Genomic DNA, 14,091 nt, shown 5'->3' on the forward strand with positions numbered 1-14,091 from the left:
TATTTATCGCTCATTATATAAAGATCTAACGGTTGTATGGGCGTATTTTCAGAAATGGGGGATTTTGATGTGGTGGGTAAGAGCAACGTGTGTAAGAGCAACGTGTGGTGAAGGGGGTCCTGACCTGTTACAAATCGCTTTTGAAAGAGCGGCTCGCGAACTTCAATGGAGAGGATGAAGGCACCGAAAACCTCCAGAGGGCCAACCTTGAGATCGTGGAGAGGGTCGCCGGGATCACCGCCGGGATAATGGAACAATACCAGCCGGGCGATCCTCTACCCAGGACGGGTTTTCCCGTGATGGGCGGGGAGACCGTACAGCCGCCTCCCTGGAAGGATGAGATGCAGTGGTTCATAGTAATCTCGACGCTGAAGGGGAACGGTCTGGCCGGAGAAGAGGGCGGCAGGGTGATCCTGCAGAAGCGTGCAGACCCGGACAGCCTCTTGATGGCTCTTCCGGAGGATATCATAGATGGTATCGACCCCGAGATCCTCAAAGAGCGCGGAATAACTGCGAACATGACCGTCTCTTCGGTTCCAGAATACCGGCTGCTGTTCGATCCTGAGGCGGTCCTTGAAGCGGATCTCGAGGATATCGACGATCTTGCATTGCAACTCGATCTCGATCCTGACACCCACGCAACGTTTCGCGAGACGGTCTTCCTGAAACAACTTGTTGCCACGAGAGTGCAGGAGGCCATCGAGGATCGCGGAACCCTGACTCCGGAAGAGGTTGCCGAGATCCTGAAAGAGAGCGTTATAGAAGATCCCGACGGAATATGGACGATATCACTGAATCTTTCCCCGGAGTTTGTGAAAGGCGTCCTTGAAGACCTCAGGAAAATCGGCCTGCTGAGTAAGAAGGGCACCGAATTCCGCAGAGTATAGGTGTGCCGGTGCCCTGACCGAAAATTTCGTTATGGTGTCGCCTGATCATGGGTTCCTCCCATGAAGGATTCTCCGATACGCGTCCAGGGAGGCCATCAATCCAGTTCCTTCAGGCGATGCCCCGGTTTGATGAGCGTCGCCCGGGAGTGGTAAGACCTCACAGACACTCTTATTTATCACCAGAGAGCGAAGATCTCTCCTCATGTTGCGGCCGTGGAAACGCTCTGATCGCTTTATAGGGGTGAGGTGAGCGTGATCGAGGCTACCCTTCGCGGATGGACGAACGGCATGCTGACATGGCTGGCAGCCCTCATCGGCCGAACAGGGGTTAGCCCAAACGCACTCACGGTGACAGGGTTTCTCGGGATGGCGGTCGCAGGTCTCCTCTGTGCACGGGGATCTTTTGTCGCCGCTGGCCTCTTCGTTGCAGCATCCAGTCTCTTTGACGCCCTGGACGGGGCACTTGCCAGGACTACCGGTGCCATCTCCCCTTTCGGTGCCTTCCTCGACTCATTCCTGGACCGCTACGCTGAGGCCGTGGTATATGCGGGGCTGCTCGTCTACTACGCCGGCGCCGCGAACGCGTGGGGTGTAGAGGCTGCGTTTGCCGCCGCTATAGGCTCACTGATGGTGAGTTACGCCCGCGCCAGGGCGGAGGGGATCGGGATAGACTGCCGGGCCGGTCTCTTTGCCCGTGCGGAGCGGATCGTGGTCATCATCATTGGCCTCCTGACCGGCCTCATCCTCCCGGCGCTCGTAGTCCTGGCGATCGCGACGAATGCCACCGCGATCGAGCGGCTCATCCGTGTCAGGCGGGCTACGCTCTCCCCGCCACGGTCGCCGGGGTCATCCTGAGCGTTTCAGGCATTTTTCCCATCGGGGAAAGACGCAAACAAACGCGAAAAGTGCAATTAAACCCGGCACAGGCCAGGCACATTCGATGTTTTTATCAGCATGTATCGCTCTATCCTACTTGATAGAAGAATGAGTTGTAGTATTATCGTCGGCGGGTTCTTTGGTGACGAGGGGAAAGGAAAGATCGTGGCCCACATCGCTCACCACGATAGACCATCCATCATCTCCAGGGGCGGTGTCGGTCCAAATGCTGGGCATACCGTTAGAATAGGAGAGAAAGAATACGGTGTCAGGATGGTCCCATCGGGGTTCGTATACCCGGGCGCAACCCTCATGATCGGGAGTGGCGTGCTCGTCGACCCCCGGGTCTTCCTTCATGAGATCGACCTGGTCGGTGTTCGTGACAGGATCTTCGTCGACGGCCGCTGTGGCGTCATCGAGGAGGAACATATTGCACGCGACAGGGGAAGCGAGCATCTCAGGAACAGGATTGGGAGCACCGGGACGGGATGCGGCCCTGCAAACGCGGATCGTGTCCTCCGACTGGCGAGGCAGGCAAAAGACCTCCCAGAACTCGCAGATTTTGTCACCGACGTTGCCGAGAGGATCAACCGCGCCCTGGATAATGACGAGGTGGTTCTCCTGGAGGGGACCCAGGGATTCGGGATCTCGCTCTACTTCGGGACTTACCCATTTGTAACGAGCAAGGACACCTCCGCCTCGCAGATCGCCGCCGACAATGGTGTCGGCCCCACCAGGATCGACGACGTCATCGTCGTCTTCAAGGCCTACCCGACCCGGGTCGGTGAAGGGCCGTTCTCCACCGAGATGCCAGCAGAGCGGTCGCATGAACTCGGGATCGAGGAGTTCGGTACAGTCACACACCGTCAGCGGCGTATCGGCACCTGGGATGGAGAGATGGCACGCTACTCGGCGATGATCAACGGCTGCACCCAGGCGGCAATCACAGGCATAGACCGTATAGACCCGGCCTGTTTTGGCGTAACGGAGTATGAGCGGCTGACAAAAACGGCGAAGGCGTTCATCGAGCAGGCAGAAGAGGATATTGGCAGGCCTGTCACCCTGATCTCGACCGGGCCTGAACTATCCCAGATCATCGATCTACGGGGTGAAGTATGAGAAGAAGCCTGATGGAGATCCTCTGCTGTCCTGTCTGCAAGGGTGAACTCACACTCTCCGTGACCGAAGAGAGAGAGGAGGAGGTGCTTGAGGGCAGCCTCAGGTGTACAGCGTGCGGCGTTGATTACCCCATAAGCGAGGGTATCCCGAACCTCCTCCCGCAAACAGGATGCGAGGACTGAAAGATAGCAGATGCCTGAGATTCATCTAAACCGTCGGGGGATCAATTCCATTGAGGTGCCGCATGAGGTTGAGGTAACAGCGGGGAGTGATCTCGTTCTGAATCTCATAAACCACGGTTCGCCGCTGCACATCACACTCGCCTCGACGAACTCCTCGACCTTCACCGGATTCTTCCACGAGAATCTCTACGTGAACGGGACAGAGGAGTTTCGCATCCCCATCAGGGAGAACGCCTCCCCCGGCGTCTTTACAGTTCAGGTTGTCACCGGATACGGCACCCGACGACAGGAGTTCCGGGTCGTCGTCAGGGGACGGCCGGTACCGGCCCCCGAACCGGCAAGGACACCCGCTCAGGCTGCCGAACTTGCTACATCGAGGAGTTTGAATTACTCTCTCCCTGTAATCATTCTCGTTATTGCTGCCGCTGTACTCTACGGGCTCTGGGTTGTCTACAGGGCTGATATCCTGAACGCCGCTGCTTTCGTGGCGCTGCTCCTCGGAGTCATCCTTGCATGGCTGCGGCAGCGTTCGTAGTTGCCGCGGCGCTGCTGGTGGACCGTCTGGTCGGTGATCCGCAGTCCCGATACCACCCGGTGGCGCTCCTGGGCCGGTTCATCGGCTTTTGGGGTGTTCCGATGCGTTACCCACGGGGCCTTCAGCGAGCAGCGGGGGTCGCCGGAGCCGTTCTGACCGCTGCGCTATTTGCCGCTCCGTTTGCCCTCGTCCAGGTTGCGGCGCCGATGTGGGTATACCTAATCATCGCACCCTTCCTGCTGAAGGTCTGCCTTGCCTGGCGAGCGCTCGAGGAGCATACCACGGCCGTGGTTCGGGCGCTCGAGGAAGGGGGGGTCGATGCCGGCCGGGCACGGGCCGGGATGATGGTGAGTCGGGATACGGCGCACCTCGACCAGGAACACGTCCTCTCGGCCGCCTATGAGTCGATGACCGAGAACCTTGTCGACAGCATCATCTCACCGCTCTTCTACTTTGGTCTATTCGGACTTACGGGCGCCGCGGTATTCCGGGCGATCAACACCATGGACGCGATGCTGGGTTACCGGGACGAACGGCTCCGACTGGGATGGTTTCCGGCCCGTGCCGATGATATCGCAAACTTCATCCCTGCGCGGCTGACGGGGCTGGTCCTTCTCGCCTACTTTGGGGCAAAAGGCCGGTTCACGCCGGCGCTGGAGGTGCTCCGCCGGGATGCAAAGAATCGACCCGGGTTCAATGGGGGGATCCCGATGGCCATCATAGCCGGCGGGGTTGGGATCAGGTTCGAGAAACCCGGTGTCTACACCATAGGTAACCCCGAGAAAACACTTGAGGAAGCAGGTGCCGATATCGTCTCTGCGGTCAGGGCAGCGGTGATCGTCTTTACCATCCTTGAGATCGCCACACTATTTTTATTGTGGTTAATGAACCATACATGAACAATGAAACTGGAGGAACTCAGATTTGGCACCGAGCTCATCAAGCGCGGCTTTGCGTCGATGCAGAAGGGAGGCGTCATCATGGACGTGGTCAACGCAGAGCAGGCGCATGTCGCTGAGGATGCCGGTGCCGTCGCCGTCATGGCACTTGAGCGCGTCCCGGCCGATATCAGAGCAACCGGTGGCGTGGCCCGCATGGCCGACCCACAGAAGATAATCGAGATCATGGATGCGGTCTCCATCCCGGTTATGGGGAAAGTCCGGATCGGCCATTTCGTCGAGGCGCAGGTTCTGGAGGCCCTCGGCGTGGATATGATCGACGAGAGTGAAGTGCTGACCCCGGCAGACGAGCAGTTCCATATCGATAAGACCAGGTTCTCGATACCGTTCGTCTGCGGAGCCCGCGATCTCGGAGAGGCGCTGCGCCGGATCAACGAGGGAGCGGCGATGATCCGGACAAAGGGAGAGGCAGGGACCGGCAACGTGGTTGAGGCAGTCCGCCACATGCGGGCGATCATGGGCGGGATCCGGGCGCTGAAAGGGATGGACAACCAGGAACTCATTGCCCGTGCCCGCGAGATCGAGGCGCCGGCGGACCTGGTCATCGAGTGTGCGAAACTCGGCAGACTCCCGGTGGTGAACTTCTCCGCCGGCGGTATCGCGACCCCTGCTGACGCCGCGTTGATGATGCAGCTTGGGGCTGACGGGGTATTCGTCGGGTCGGGGATCTTCAAATCCTCAAACCCGGAGGCGACCGCCAGGGCGATCGTGGAGGCGGTGAACCACTACGACGACCCGAAGGTCATCGCCGGGGTGAGCAGGGGTCTTGGCGAGGCGATGAAGGGCCTCGACGTCCACACGCTCAGGGAAGAAGAGGTGCTGCAGACCCGTGGGCGTTAAGGTTGGCGTTCTCGCGCTCCAGGGCGATGTCGCCGAGCACATCGCGGCATTTCGAGATGCTCTCAGCGATAGACCGGGCTCTTCTGTTGTCCCCCTCCGAAAGGCTGCAGACCTGGCAGGGCTTGACGCGCTCGCGATACCGGGCGGCGAGTCGACCACCATCTCCCGACTGATCGTGAAGAACGGGCTGTACGAGGCACTCAGAGAGTTTGAGGGCGGCGTATTTGCGACCTGCGCAGGCATGGTCCTTACTGCGGATAGGGTTGACGACACCCGTGTGCGGCCTCTCGGCCTCATTCCCATGCGCGTCGAGCGCAACGCCTTCGGGCGGCAGGTGGACTCCCGCGAGGCGCTGCTGGAGGTGAAGGGGCTTGCAGAACCATTCAGGGCTGTCTTCATCCGGGCACCGGTGGCAACGGAGGTAGGCCCCGGTGTCGAGGTGCTCGCCCGCATCCCTGAGGGGATCGTCGCCGCAAGAAGCGGGCGGCATATGGCGTTTGCCTTCCACCCAGAACTCGGCGGGGATCTTCGACTGCACCGGATGTTTCTTCAGGGGCTCGAGGTATAAGGCATGCCGCGCTCGCGGCCCTATTTTCAACCCTCGCCGAGATCTATCCGCCGGCCAAGGACCCTACGCCCCATCTCAGTGAGGCTGTAGATGATCCAGTTACCCTGGGCCTCGCCAGCGATAAGCCCGGCCCTCTTCAGGACGCCGAGGTGGTAGGAGAGTTTTGAGTCAGATATCCCGAGCACCACCCTGATTACGCAGACGCAGAGAGGCTGGATGGCAAGCATCACCAGGATCTTGAGCCTGATGGGATCGGCAAGTGCGCGGTAAAGAGCGCTCTCCCGCTCCAGCGCCTCATCGCGCGGAAGGCTTCCGGTCAGCCCCATGATCCCGCCGCACCGCTCCAGCGCCTCCGCAACCTCCTGAGGAAGGGGTAGGGGCTCTTCCACGGACTCTCGTTTCTTTGCCACCACTGTAATCTTCCCGATTCACAGTGGTATGAAAAGAGGCAGTATATACCTTCGCCAGGACAGTTCGCCGATCTACACCCACGGTCCTCCGGTGAGGCAAAAACCCTATCCGGAGACACTCCCTTATAAAAACCACATGATGCCCGTTAGAGCTACAGGCATACCGGATGAAAATCAGGGGTCACTTTCATACGAAAGTAGGTAAGAGGTGAGTATGCGATGAAGAAGAGAGTGCTCTTTGTCTGCACCCACAACGCCGCCCGTTCACAGATGGCGGAGGGCTACCTTAACGCCAGGTACGGCGACCGTTATCAGGGCTTCTCCGCCGGCACCAAACCCGGAAGACTGAATCCTTACGCCGTCAGTGCCATGGCCGAGATCGGGATCGATATCTCCGGCCACCGCGCAAAAGACATCTCCGAGTTCGATGGAGAGGAGATGGACTACCTTGTGGCCATATGCGAAGGCGGTCTCTGTCCGGTGTTTCCATGGGCAAAGGAAGAGATTCACCGTGAGTTCCCTGACCCCTCGAGACTTTCCGGCACCGAGGAGGAGATAATGGCTGGAATCCGGCGTATCCGGGACGATATCACCGCATGGATCCATTCGACATTCGGGGCATCAGGATAGCAGTTTCGCAGTTCAACTTTTGTTGAAATAGCAACCTTGATATCCATGTGCCGCACAATTAATTCAAACAAAATTGAAACACCCGGTAAACCTGCCGGAGCGGACGGGATAATCATGACAGACAAAAATGAGAATAAAAATACTGGCGGAATCGGATCAAGGCTGAAGACCATTTTTTCATCCGAATGTGGCTGCGGCGAGGGCTGCTGCGGCACCAGGATCGTCCCGAAGGATAAGAAGGAAGGCCCGGCGACGAAAGAAGAGTAAACACCCGGCAGCGGAGTCACCTGTGGACATCCTGACCACACTTGCCATCGCCGGACAGTTCTTCGTTGAGATAGCCGCCGAACTTATCCTGCTCTTTATCGGCATCACCTTCCTCGTCGGGCTGCTTCAGGCCTACATCCCTGAAGAGCGGATACGGCGTGCCCTTGCCGGAAGGCAGCAGGGTGTGGGGAATATCGTCGCTGCAGGGTTCGGGGCACTCACCCCGTTCTGCTCCTGCTCGACAATCCCCATCCTGCTGGGGCTCCTTGAGGTTGGGATCCCGTTCGGGGTCTGCATGTCGTTCCTCTTTGCCTCCCCGCTCTTAAGCCCGGTGATCCTGGCGCTCCTGCTCGCGCTTGTGGGAGTGGTCCCGACGGTGATCTACTGCGCCGTCACATTTACCTCCGCAGTCATTATAGGCCTGCTCCTGGAGCGGTTCGGCTACGGGAGTTACGTCAAGGACGTGATGGTCGAAGGACGCCCGGAACCCTGCGATTGTGCAAGCAGCCACGGCGTCCGGATCCGGAGAGCATTCTCATTCGCGGTCAACCTCTTCAAACAGGTCTTCCCCTACCTCATCCTGGGCGCCGGGATCGGAGCGTTCATCTACGGGTTCATCCCCGGCGACCTGATCGTCGCGCTTGCTGGACCTGAGAACCCCTTTGCCATCCCGGTGGCGGCTGTTATAGGGATACCGATGTACATCCGGGTTGAGACGCTCATACCGGTGAGCGCTGTCCTCCTTGAAAAGGGGATGGGAACCGGCGCTGTGATGGCACTGATCATCGGCGGCGCCGGGGCGAGCATTCCGGAGGTGACGCTTATTGCGGCAATCTTTGAGCGGAGGCTGGTCGCCGTCTTTGTGGCGACGATCCTCACGGTCGCCATCTTTGCCGGTGTCCTCTTCCAGTTACTCAGCATGATCTGATCAGGTTGTGGAGCAGATAGAATGAATCCGGAAAGAGACGGTATAACCTGCTGTGCCGCAGACTCACTGCAGCAGGCCAGGATGGTCGAAGTAGGCGGGGTCAGGCTAAAGATGTTTGACGAGGTCTTCGCAGAGGTCGCTGCCCTTGAGAACAGAGACGACACCGCTCTCGGCGCGGAACTGGTTTCGAGGGTGAGGGAACATAACTGCATCCCACCCGGTGCCATGGGGCTGTATGCCACCGCACCCATGAAGGAGTTTCACTCCGGCCAGAGGTGATGACCGATGATGAGCGACCGTAGCCAGATACAGTCGGAGGCTGCCGCCGGTTCCCGGCTTTCCCTCCTCAACCGCTACCTGACCCTCTGGATCGTCCTTGCGATGGGCGTTGGCATCGCAATCGGCTACTTCTTCCCGGGGGTGCCTGCAGCAATCACCGGGTTCTCCGTCGGGACAACATCCATCCCGATCGCCATCGGGCTTATCCTGATGATCTACCCGCCGCTTGCAAAGGTCCGTTACGAGGATCTGGGACGGGTCTTTCGGGACAGAAAGGTGCTCGGTCTCTCCGTCGTTCTGAACTGGGGCGTCGGCCCGGTGTTGATGTTCCTCCTGGCAGCGGTCTTCCTTGCAGACCGACCGGAGTTCATGTACGGTCTGATCCTGGTGGGACTTGCCCGGTGCATCGCGATGGTGATCGTCTGGAATGACCTTGCATGCGGCGACCGAGACTACTGCGCCGCGATCGTGGGTGTGAACTCTATCTTCCAGGTATTCTTCTACGCCCTCTACGCTTACGTCTTCATCACCGTTCTCCCGCCGCTTCTCGGTATAGCGGCAGGAACGGCAGTGCCGATAACGATCGCAGGCGTCGCGACAACAGTCTTTGTCTTCCTCGGCATCCCATTCATCGCCGGGATTCTGACACGTTTTACGCTCCTGCGGCTGAAAGGGCACGTCTGGTATGATACACGGTTTATCCCCAGTATATCGCCGATCACGCTCTTTGCCCTCCTATTTACAATCGTCGTGATGTTCTCAACCCAGGGCGGGAACATCGTCGCACTCCCCGTGGATGTCCTGCGGATCGCCATCCCGCTTGTGATCTACTTCCTGTTGATGTTCTTCGTCTCGTTCTGGCTCTCATGGAGACTCAAGGTAGATTACTGTAGAGCAACAGCGCTATCATTTACGGCGGCGAGTAACAACTTCGAACTCGCCATCGCTGTTGCAATCGGGATCTTCGGGATCGGGTCAGGCGTGGCTTTTGCAACCGTCATAGGACCGCTGATCGAGGTTCCTGTGCTCATTTCCCTGGTGAACGTGGCACTCAAGATCCGCGATCGGTGGTATGGTGAGGAGACGACAGAAAGATGTCCCCTCGATGCCAATGGAGGAGATGCACCATGAAGAAGGAACTCGTCATCGAATGGAGACACGTGGGAGAAGATCTTGATACCACCTGTGACCGGTGCCACGATACCGGAACGGCTCTCAAAGCAGTCATCTCGGAGATCAGCACCCTCCTTGAGATGGAGGGGGTCAGCGTCAGGCTGGTCGAGAAGGTGCTCCCACCAACGGCCGTCGAGGAGTCAAACTCCCTCCTCTTCAACGGTATCCCGATCGAGGATCTGCTGGAAGGCGTCGAGGTGATCTCGACACCCTGCGCTTCCTGCGCCTGCATAACCTGTGAAGAGGACACAGAGTGCCGGGCGCTCCGCTACAACGGGGAGGACTACGAGGCAATCCCACCGGAACTGATCGGGCTGGCGGCCGCGAGAGCACTCGAGATGGAGTGATGGTGCTGCGCTATGGAGCCCATAACCCTGGTCACATGCTCCGGGCTCTCCAGCACGGGGAAGGTGACCGCCAGGGCCGGGATGGTGGTCATGCAGCGGTTTCCAGATAGCGTGGAGGAGTGTATCCCGGCAACCCGGCTCCAGGGACCGCCATGCGGCAGAGTTCTCGCTCTGGACGGCTGTGAAGATACCTGTGCGCTTAAAAAACTCCGGGAGACCGGGGTGGAACCAGACCTCCACATCGTCGCGACCGAGTGCGGGATCGTGAAAAACGGAATGGAAGAACCGCGGTTCGACGAGATAGAGCGGCTGGCGGGTGTGGTGATCGGGGCGATACGGGACGGACGGCCAACCCCCTCGAGGTGAGGCTTCCACTACTACGGTGGCCTGACAGAACCGGAGGATACGGGCATGCCCCCGGTCCCCCGTCGACATTACCGGGGCCAGGAAGACTGTTTTTAATCCATACTTGTTAACACCATCACTTAGTTAAGCAGGTGTCTTTAATATAGACCGCTCCCAAATTTATGATAACAAACACCTCCAGGCCTCCCAAACAGAGGCCTATCGGAGAAGACAGAATGGATGTGGTTATTATTACAAAACAGGGTCATCTTCTGCTCGTCATGCTTGGTGTCTGTGCAGTTCTCCTCTGCGCTTCCGCCGCGTGCACAACAACCGCCCCCGAAACGCCCTCCACCGCTGAAACCCGCGCGATAACCGATATGGTGGGCCGGACCGTCGTTGTCCCGTCAGAGATTGAGAGCGTCCTCTGCACCTCGCCGCCGTCGACGATGCTCGTCTACATGGTCGCACCCGATCGACTTGGGGGCTGGAACTTCCTGCCCGAGATAGAATACATCCCTGATGAGTATGCAGCGCTCCCGGTCGTCGGGGGATGGTTCGGGAAAGAGACCGGGAACTACGAGACCTTCATATCGATGCACCCCGACATCGTAATCGAGGGCTACACCACCGATGGCGGGGCGGCGCGTGCCACCATCGCCGAACGACAGGAGAAGATGGGTTCCATCCCTGTCGTCGCCGTCGAGGATACCACCAACGCCACCGGCTACTCCAAGCCCATCAGGTTCATGGGCGACCTCCTCGGTGAGGAGGAACAGGCCGAAGCGATGATCGCGTTCTACGAAGGGGTGCTTACCATCGTGACCGAACGGGTGGCCTCGATCCCGGACGACGAGCGGGTTCGGGTCTACTACGCCGAGGGTCCGAAAGGGCTCGCGACAGATCCCACGGGCTCGCAACACTCCGAACTCATCGAACTCTGTGGTGGGACAAACATTGCAGACTGCGCACTCACACCCGGGATGGGGATGACCGAGGTCTCGATGGAGCAGATCATCTCCTGGGACCCTGACGTCATACTGGCAGGCGACCCCGCATTCTACGCCACCGTCTGGACAGACCCGCTCTGGCAGGATATCACCGCCGTGAAGACAGAGCGGGTCTATCTCATCCCGCGGACGGCGTTCTGCTGGTTTGACCGCCCACCAGGGATCAACCGGATCATCGGCATCCCCTGGACCGCGAAAGTCCTCTATCCCGACCTCTTCGGGGATATGGACTTAGAGGGGCTTGTCAAGGAGTATCACGACCTCTTCATCCATGTATCGCTCTCCGACGACCAGATCCAGGAGATCCTGAACCCCTGAGGCCTGATCTGGCATGGAACATGAAATGGGCAGGTTCGACCGTGAGGGAGCAGAGCGTATGGACCGGATCGCAAAGACCGCTTTCGCCCCGGTCTACCCCGTGATCGCGGAACAGATCCTCGATCGGTGCGGGATCAGAAGTGGTCGGTGCCTCGACGTCGGCAGTGGCCCGGGGTCACTCGGGATCGCGCTTGCACAGGCAAGCGACCTTACGGTCACGCTCCTCGACTCATCTCCGGATATGCTCGAGGTCGCCAAAGAGAACATCAGGAAGAACGGGCTTTTGGGCCGCGTCTCGCTCCTCGCAGGCGATGTCCACGACATCCCGCTCCCTCCGGACTCCGTTGACCTTGTGGTCAGTCGCGGCTCGCTCTTCTTCTGGGAGGACCTCGCCCGGGCATTCTCCGAGATCTACCGTGTTCTCGCGCCCGGCGGGAAGACCTACATCGGCGGCGGGTTCGGGACCGCTGAACTCAGAGACTCGATCGCGGCCACAATGACAGAAGAGAACCCAGACTGGAAGAGTTTCCGGGATAGAAATCTCGGCCCTGGCAACCGGACGCGGATCGCCGGGGTCGTCGCAGGCCTCGGGCTCCCTCACCGGATCATCAGCGACGATTCAGGGTACTGGGTCATGATGGAGAAGAGTGAGTAGGCATGCAGTGTTCCATCTGCGAGAACCGTTGTGCCATCCCACCCGGCAGGACGGGGCGGTGCAGGATGTACGCAAACGAGGGCGGGAAGATTGTCGAACGGTTCCCCGACCATTACATCGCGACGATGCCGATATCTATCGAGACGATGCCGATGTGCCACTACCATCCCAGGGAGACATTCCTGCAGGCGAGCGGTATCGGGTGTACTTTCTCCTGTGGTGGGTGCATATCAGAGACGGTTGCCCACCACGCAGAGGCCGTCTCAGGTGCTCTCAAGCATGTTCCACCCGATGTGCTGGTCAGGCGTGCCCGGGAGTGGGGGTGCCGCGGGATCGCATTCTGCCTCAACGACCCGACCGCCATGCACCAGACCTTCCTCCGGGTTGCCAGGGCGGCGCACGATGCCGGGCTCCTCGTCGGATGCGCGACAAACGGTTACTACACCGAAGAATCCCTCCGCGATCTTGCACCCGCAATCGATTTTGCAAACATCGGGCTGAAAGGAGTCTCCGATGCATGCTATCGCGCATGCGGTGCGATCTCAGCCGAACCGGCCTTCAGAACGGTGCGGACGCTTTTTGAGGCGGGTGTCCACGTCGAGGTATCCTGCATCTACGCCCGGGGTTCCGAAGACGAACTTCGCGCCGCTGCCGCCCGGATTGAGGAGATATCTCCAGATATACCGTTCCTCGTTATGCGGTTCATACCGTTCGGCGACGAACCGCCGGAGAGGGAACCGACGATCGCCGAGTCGGAGCGGATCTGTGATGAACTACGTGAGACACTTCGCTACGTCTACCTCTTCAACTCGCCTGGAACAGAATACCTCAATACAGTATGCCCCTCCTGTGGGGGGACGGTCGTCAGACGTGAGTTCTTCGGGCCGATGGGGGCACGGACAATCGCGATCCCGCCTGACGCCCGGTGCTCCTGCGGTTTTTCACTCCCTGTAACTGGAAGTATCGGCGAAAGGCCCTACGCCGAGCCCGGTATGATGGGCGGCTACCGGTTCACCAGGGCGCTTGAGATGGTCCACGCCATCCTGGTCTGCCTCGGCGTGTAATCCGACACCGAACTCGCCAGGATCTGGGCAGACGTGATAAGGGACGACTTTATCCACGACCTCCACGGGAAGATCCAGCGGATAGACGGATACCTCGGTCTCGTCAGGGAACTCGGGGAGCGTGCCGGCCGCCCCGAAGCGGCAGAGAGGCTCACAACCTACATCGGCGACCGTCTGGCGGCGGTCTCGTCGGCAGTCGAGGGTTGCCGCCGCCCCAGGGTTTACTACTCGATGGGGACGCCGCTCTTTGCCCTGAACGCCGAACGGTTCGAGATGGACCTTGTGGAGGCAGCAGGCGGCGACCCGGTCAACCGCAGGATCGAACGTGCCGGAAAGCCCGGCGTCAACATAACCCCGGAAGAGTTTGCCGCGCTCAACCCCGAGTATATATTCATATCCGGGTTCCTCTCGGCACCGGTCTCAGACTATCTTGCGGCATGCCGGAGACAGGGGCTATCTGCCGATGCCATCGAGAACCACCAGGTCTACACCATGCCGCCAGGCTGGGACTTCGGAAACCCACGCTGGGTTCTTGGTCTCTCCGCCATCGCCAGCACCCTCCACCCTGAGCGTGCCAGATTCGACCTCGCTGCAGAACAGGAGGGGTTCTACCGGACGTTTTACGGGACCGACGCCACCGCGGTGTTAGGGAACCGGTCGTTCTACCGGCCATAGACGGCAGACCGCGGTGCCGGGGTC

At 59.5% G+C, this 14,091-nt stretch carries 20 protein-coding genes; 19 read left to right on the forward strand and 1 reads right to left on the reverse strand.

Features of this window, described 5'->3' with window-relative positions; all coding sequences use genetic code 11:
- Positions 1-104 precede the first annotated feature (104 nt).
- The 8 genes from QMC91_RS04655 (at position 105) to pdxT (ending at position 5,966) form a co-directional block, all read left to right on the forward strand.
- Complete coding sequence (locus QMC91_RS04655; protein WP_300236069.1) at positions 105-887, forward strand: hypothetical protein; 783 nt, start codon at positions 105-107, stop codon at positions 885-887.
- Between the two features lie 252 nt (positions 888-1,139).
- Positions 1,140-1,742: a CDP-alcohol phosphatidyltransferase family protein gene (locus QMC91_RS04660; RefSeq protein ID WP_300236072.1), complete on the forward strand. Its 603-nt coding sequence runs from the start codon at positions 1,140-1,142 to the stop codon at positions 1,740-1,742.
- 129 nt (positions 1,743-1,871) lie between these two features.
- On the forward strand, positions 1,872-2,882 hold the full coding sequence (locus QMC91_RS04665) for an adenylosuccinate synthetase (RefSeq protein WP_300236075.1): 1,011 nt from the start codon (positions 1,872-1,874) through the stop codon (positions 2,880-2,882).
- Positions 2,879-3,064 (forward strand): methytransferase partner Trm112, encoded by a 186-nt coding sequence (locus QMC91_RS04670; protein ID WP_300236078.1) that lies wholly within the window; start codon positions 2,879-2,881, stop codon positions 3,062-3,064. The genes QMC91_RS04665 and QMC91_RS04670 overlap by 4 nt, the downstream gene beginning before the upstream one ends.
- Positions 3,065-3,074: 10 nt before the next feature.
- Positions 3,075-3,599 (forward strand): hypothetical protein, encoded by a 525-nt coding sequence (locus QMC91_RS04675; protein WP_300236081.1) that lies wholly within the window; start codon positions 3,075-3,077, stop codon positions 3,597-3,599.
- Positions 3,578-4,498 carry an adenosylcobinamide-phosphate synthase CbiB gene (gene cbiB, locus QMC91_RS04680; RefSeq protein WP_300236084.1) on the forward strand — a complete coding sequence of 307 codons (921 nt, stop codon included), beginning with the start codon at positions 3,578-3,580 and terminating at the stop codon, positions 4,496-4,498. The genes QMC91_RS04675 and cbiB overlap by 22 nt, the downstream gene beginning before the upstream one ends.
- 3 nt (positions 4,499-4,501) lie before the next feature.
- Positions 4,502-5,398, forward strand: coding sequence for a pyridoxal 5'-phosphate synthase lyase subunit PdxS (gene pdxS, locus QMC91_RS04685; RefSeq protein WP_300236087.1), 897 nt, complete (start codon positions 4,502-4,504; stop codon positions 5,396-5,398).
- A complete protein-coding gene (pdxT, locus tag QMC91_RS04690; protein WP_300236090.1) occupies positions 5,388-5,966 on the forward strand; it encodes a pyridoxal 5'-phosphate synthase glutaminase subunit PdxT in 579 nt (192 codons plus the stop codon). Before pdxS ends, pdxT begins: the two co-directional genes overlap by 11 nt.
- Before the next feature lie 26 nt (positions 5,967-5,992).
- On the opposite strand, the gene QMC91_RS04695 is transcribed toward pdxT, so the two are convergent.
- Positions 5,993-6,376: a metalloregulator ArsR/SmtB family transcription factor gene (locus QMC91_RS04695; protein WP_300236092.1), complete on the reverse strand. Its 384-nt coding sequence runs from the start codon at positions 6,374-6,376 to the stop codon at positions 5,993-5,995.
- A gap of 219 nt (positions 6,377-6,595) precedes the next feature.
- Between QMC91_RS04695 and QMC91_RS04700 the strand changes: the two genes are divergently transcribed.
- The 11 genes from QMC91_RS04700 (at position 6,596) to QMC91_RS04750 (ending at position 14,067) form a co-directional block, all read left to right on the forward strand.
- Positions 6,596-7,006, forward strand: a complete 411-nt coding sequence (locus QMC91_RS04700) for an arsenate reductase ArsC (protein ID WP_300236095.1) — start codon at positions 6,596-6,598, stop codon at positions 7,004-7,006.
- 114 nt (positions 7,007-7,120) lie between these two features.
- Positions 7,121-7,273 (forward strand): hypothetical protein, encoded by a 153-nt coding sequence (locus QMC91_RS04705; RefSeq protein WP_300236098.1) that lies wholly within the window; start codon positions 7,121-7,123, stop codon positions 7,271-7,273.
- 22 nt (positions 7,274-7,295) lie between these two features.
- Positions 7,296-8,201 carry a permease gene (locus tag QMC91_RS04710; RefSeq protein ID WP_300236100.1) on the forward strand — a complete coding sequence of 302 codons (906 nt, stop codon included), beginning with the start codon at positions 7,296-7,298 and terminating at the stop codon, positions 8,199-8,201.
- A gap of 21 nt (positions 8,202-8,222) precedes the next feature.
- On the forward strand, positions 8,223-8,480 hold the full coding sequence (locus QMC91_RS04715) for a hypothetical protein (protein ID WP_300236103.1): 258 nt from the start codon (positions 8,223-8,225) through the stop codon (positions 8,478-8,480).
- 9 nt (positions 8,481-8,489) lie between these two features.
- Complete coding sequence (gene arsB / locus QMC91_RS04720; RefSeq protein ID WP_366944376.1) at positions 8,490-9,611, forward strand: ACR3 family arsenite efflux transporter; 1,122 nt, start codon at positions 8,490-8,492, stop codon at positions 9,609-9,611.
- Entirely contained in the window at positions 9,608-10,000 is a 393-nt protein-coding gene (locus tag QMC91_RS04725) for a DUF2703 domain-containing protein (RefSeq protein WP_300236109.1), read from the forward strand. Before arsB ends, QMC91_RS04725 begins: the two co-directional genes overlap by 4 nt.
- Positions 10,001-10,012: 12 nt before the next feature.
- Complete coding sequence (locus QMC91_RS04730) at positions 10,013-10,366, forward strand: putative zinc-binding protein (RefSeq protein ID WP_300236112.1); 354 nt, start codon at positions 10,013-10,015, stop codon at positions 10,364-10,366.
- A 215-nt stretch (positions 10,367-10,581) separates the two neighbouring features.
- A complete protein-coding gene (locus QMC91_RS04735) occupies positions 10,582-11,673 on the forward strand; it encodes an iron ABC transporter substrate-binding protein (protein WP_300236115.1) in 1,092 nt (363 codons plus the stop codon).
- Positions 11,674-11,686: 13 nt separating this feature from the next.
- The gene (locus QMC91_RS04740; RefSeq protein WP_300236118.1) at positions 11,687-12,328 is read left to right on the forward strand and encodes a class I SAM-dependent methyltransferase; all 642 of its coding nucleotides are present in this window, start codon (positions 11,687-11,689) and stop codon (positions 12,326-12,328) included.
- 2 nt (positions 12,329-12,330) lie between these two features.
- The gene (locus QMC91_RS04745) at positions 12,331-13,392 is read left to right on the forward strand and encodes a radical SAM protein (protein WP_300236121.1); all 1,062 of its coding nucleotides are present in this window, start codon (positions 12,331-12,333) and stop codon (positions 13,390-13,392) included.
- Positions 13,393-13,425: 33 nt separating this feature from the next.
- Entirely contained in the window at positions 13,426-14,067 is a 642-nt protein-coding gene (locus QMC91_RS04750) for an ABC transporter substrate-binding protein (RefSeq protein WP_300236124.1), read from the forward strand.
- Positions 14,068-14,091: the final 24 nt, after the last annotated feature.

This window comes from Methanoculleus sp., assembly GCF_030019085.1.
Classification (GTDB): domain Archaea; phylum Halobacteriota; class Methanomicrobia; order Methanomicrobiales; family Methanoculleaceae; genus Methanoculleus.

Excerpts from the sequence above, each read along its gene's own strand:
- arsB (WP_366944376.1), top strand. The coding sequence starts at position 8,490 with ATGAGCGACCGTAGCCAGATACAGTCGGAGGCTGCCGCCGGTTCCCGG.
- QMC91_RS04745 (WP_300236121.1), top strand. The coding sequence starts at position 12,331 with ATGCAGTGTTCCATCTGCGAGAACCGTTGTGCCATCCCACCCGGCAGG.
- cbiB (WP_300236084.1), top strand. The coding sequence starts at position 3,578 with ATGGCTGCGGCAGCGTTCGTAGTTGCCGCGGCGCTGCTGGTGGACCGT.
- QMC91_RS04705 (WP_300236098.1), top strand. The coding sequence starts at position 7,121 with ATGACAGACAAAAATGAGAATAAAAATACTGGCGGAATCGGATCAAGG.
- QMC91_RS04740 (WP_300236118.1), top strand. The coding sequence starts at position 11,687 with ATGGAACATGAAATGGGCAGGTTCGACCGTGAGGGAGCAGAGCGTATG.
- pdxS (WP_300236087.1), top strand. The coding sequence starts at position 4,502 with ATGAAACTGGAGGAACTCAGATTTGGCACCGAGCTCATCAAGCGCGGC.
- QMC91_RS04725 (WP_300236109.1), top strand. The coding sequence starts at position 9,608 with ATGAAGAAGGAACTCGTCATCGAATGGAGACACGTGGGAGAAGATCTT.
- QMC91_RS04670 (WP_300236078.1), top strand. The coding sequence starts at position 2,879 with ATGAGAAGAAGCCTGATGGAGATCCTCTGCTGTCCTGTCTGCAAGGGT.
- QMC91_RS04715 (WP_300236103.1), top strand. The coding sequence starts at position 8,223 with ATGAATCCGGAAAGAGACGGTATAACCTGCTGTGCCGCAGACTCACTG.
- QMC91_RS04665 (WP_300236075.1), top strand. The coding sequence starts at position 1,872 with ATGAGTTGTAGTATTATCGTCGGCGGGTTCTTTGGTGACGAGGGGAAA.
- QMC91_RS04675 (WP_300236081.1), top strand. The coding sequence starts at position 3,075 with ATGCCTGAGATTCATCTAAACCGTCGGGGGATCAATTCCATTGAGGTG.
- QMC91_RS04735 (WP_300236115.1), top strand. The coding sequence starts at position 10,582 with ATGGATGTGGTTATTATTACAAAACAGGGTCATCTTCTGCTCGTCATG.
- QMC91_RS04700 (WP_300236095.1), top strand. The coding sequence starts at position 6,596 with ATGAAGAAGAGAGTGCTCTTTGTCTGCACCCACAACGCCGCCCGTTCA.
- QMC91_RS04730 (WP_300236112.1), top strand. The coding sequence starts at position 10,013 with ATGGAGCCCATAACCCTGGTCACATGCTCCGGGCTCTCCAGCACGGGG.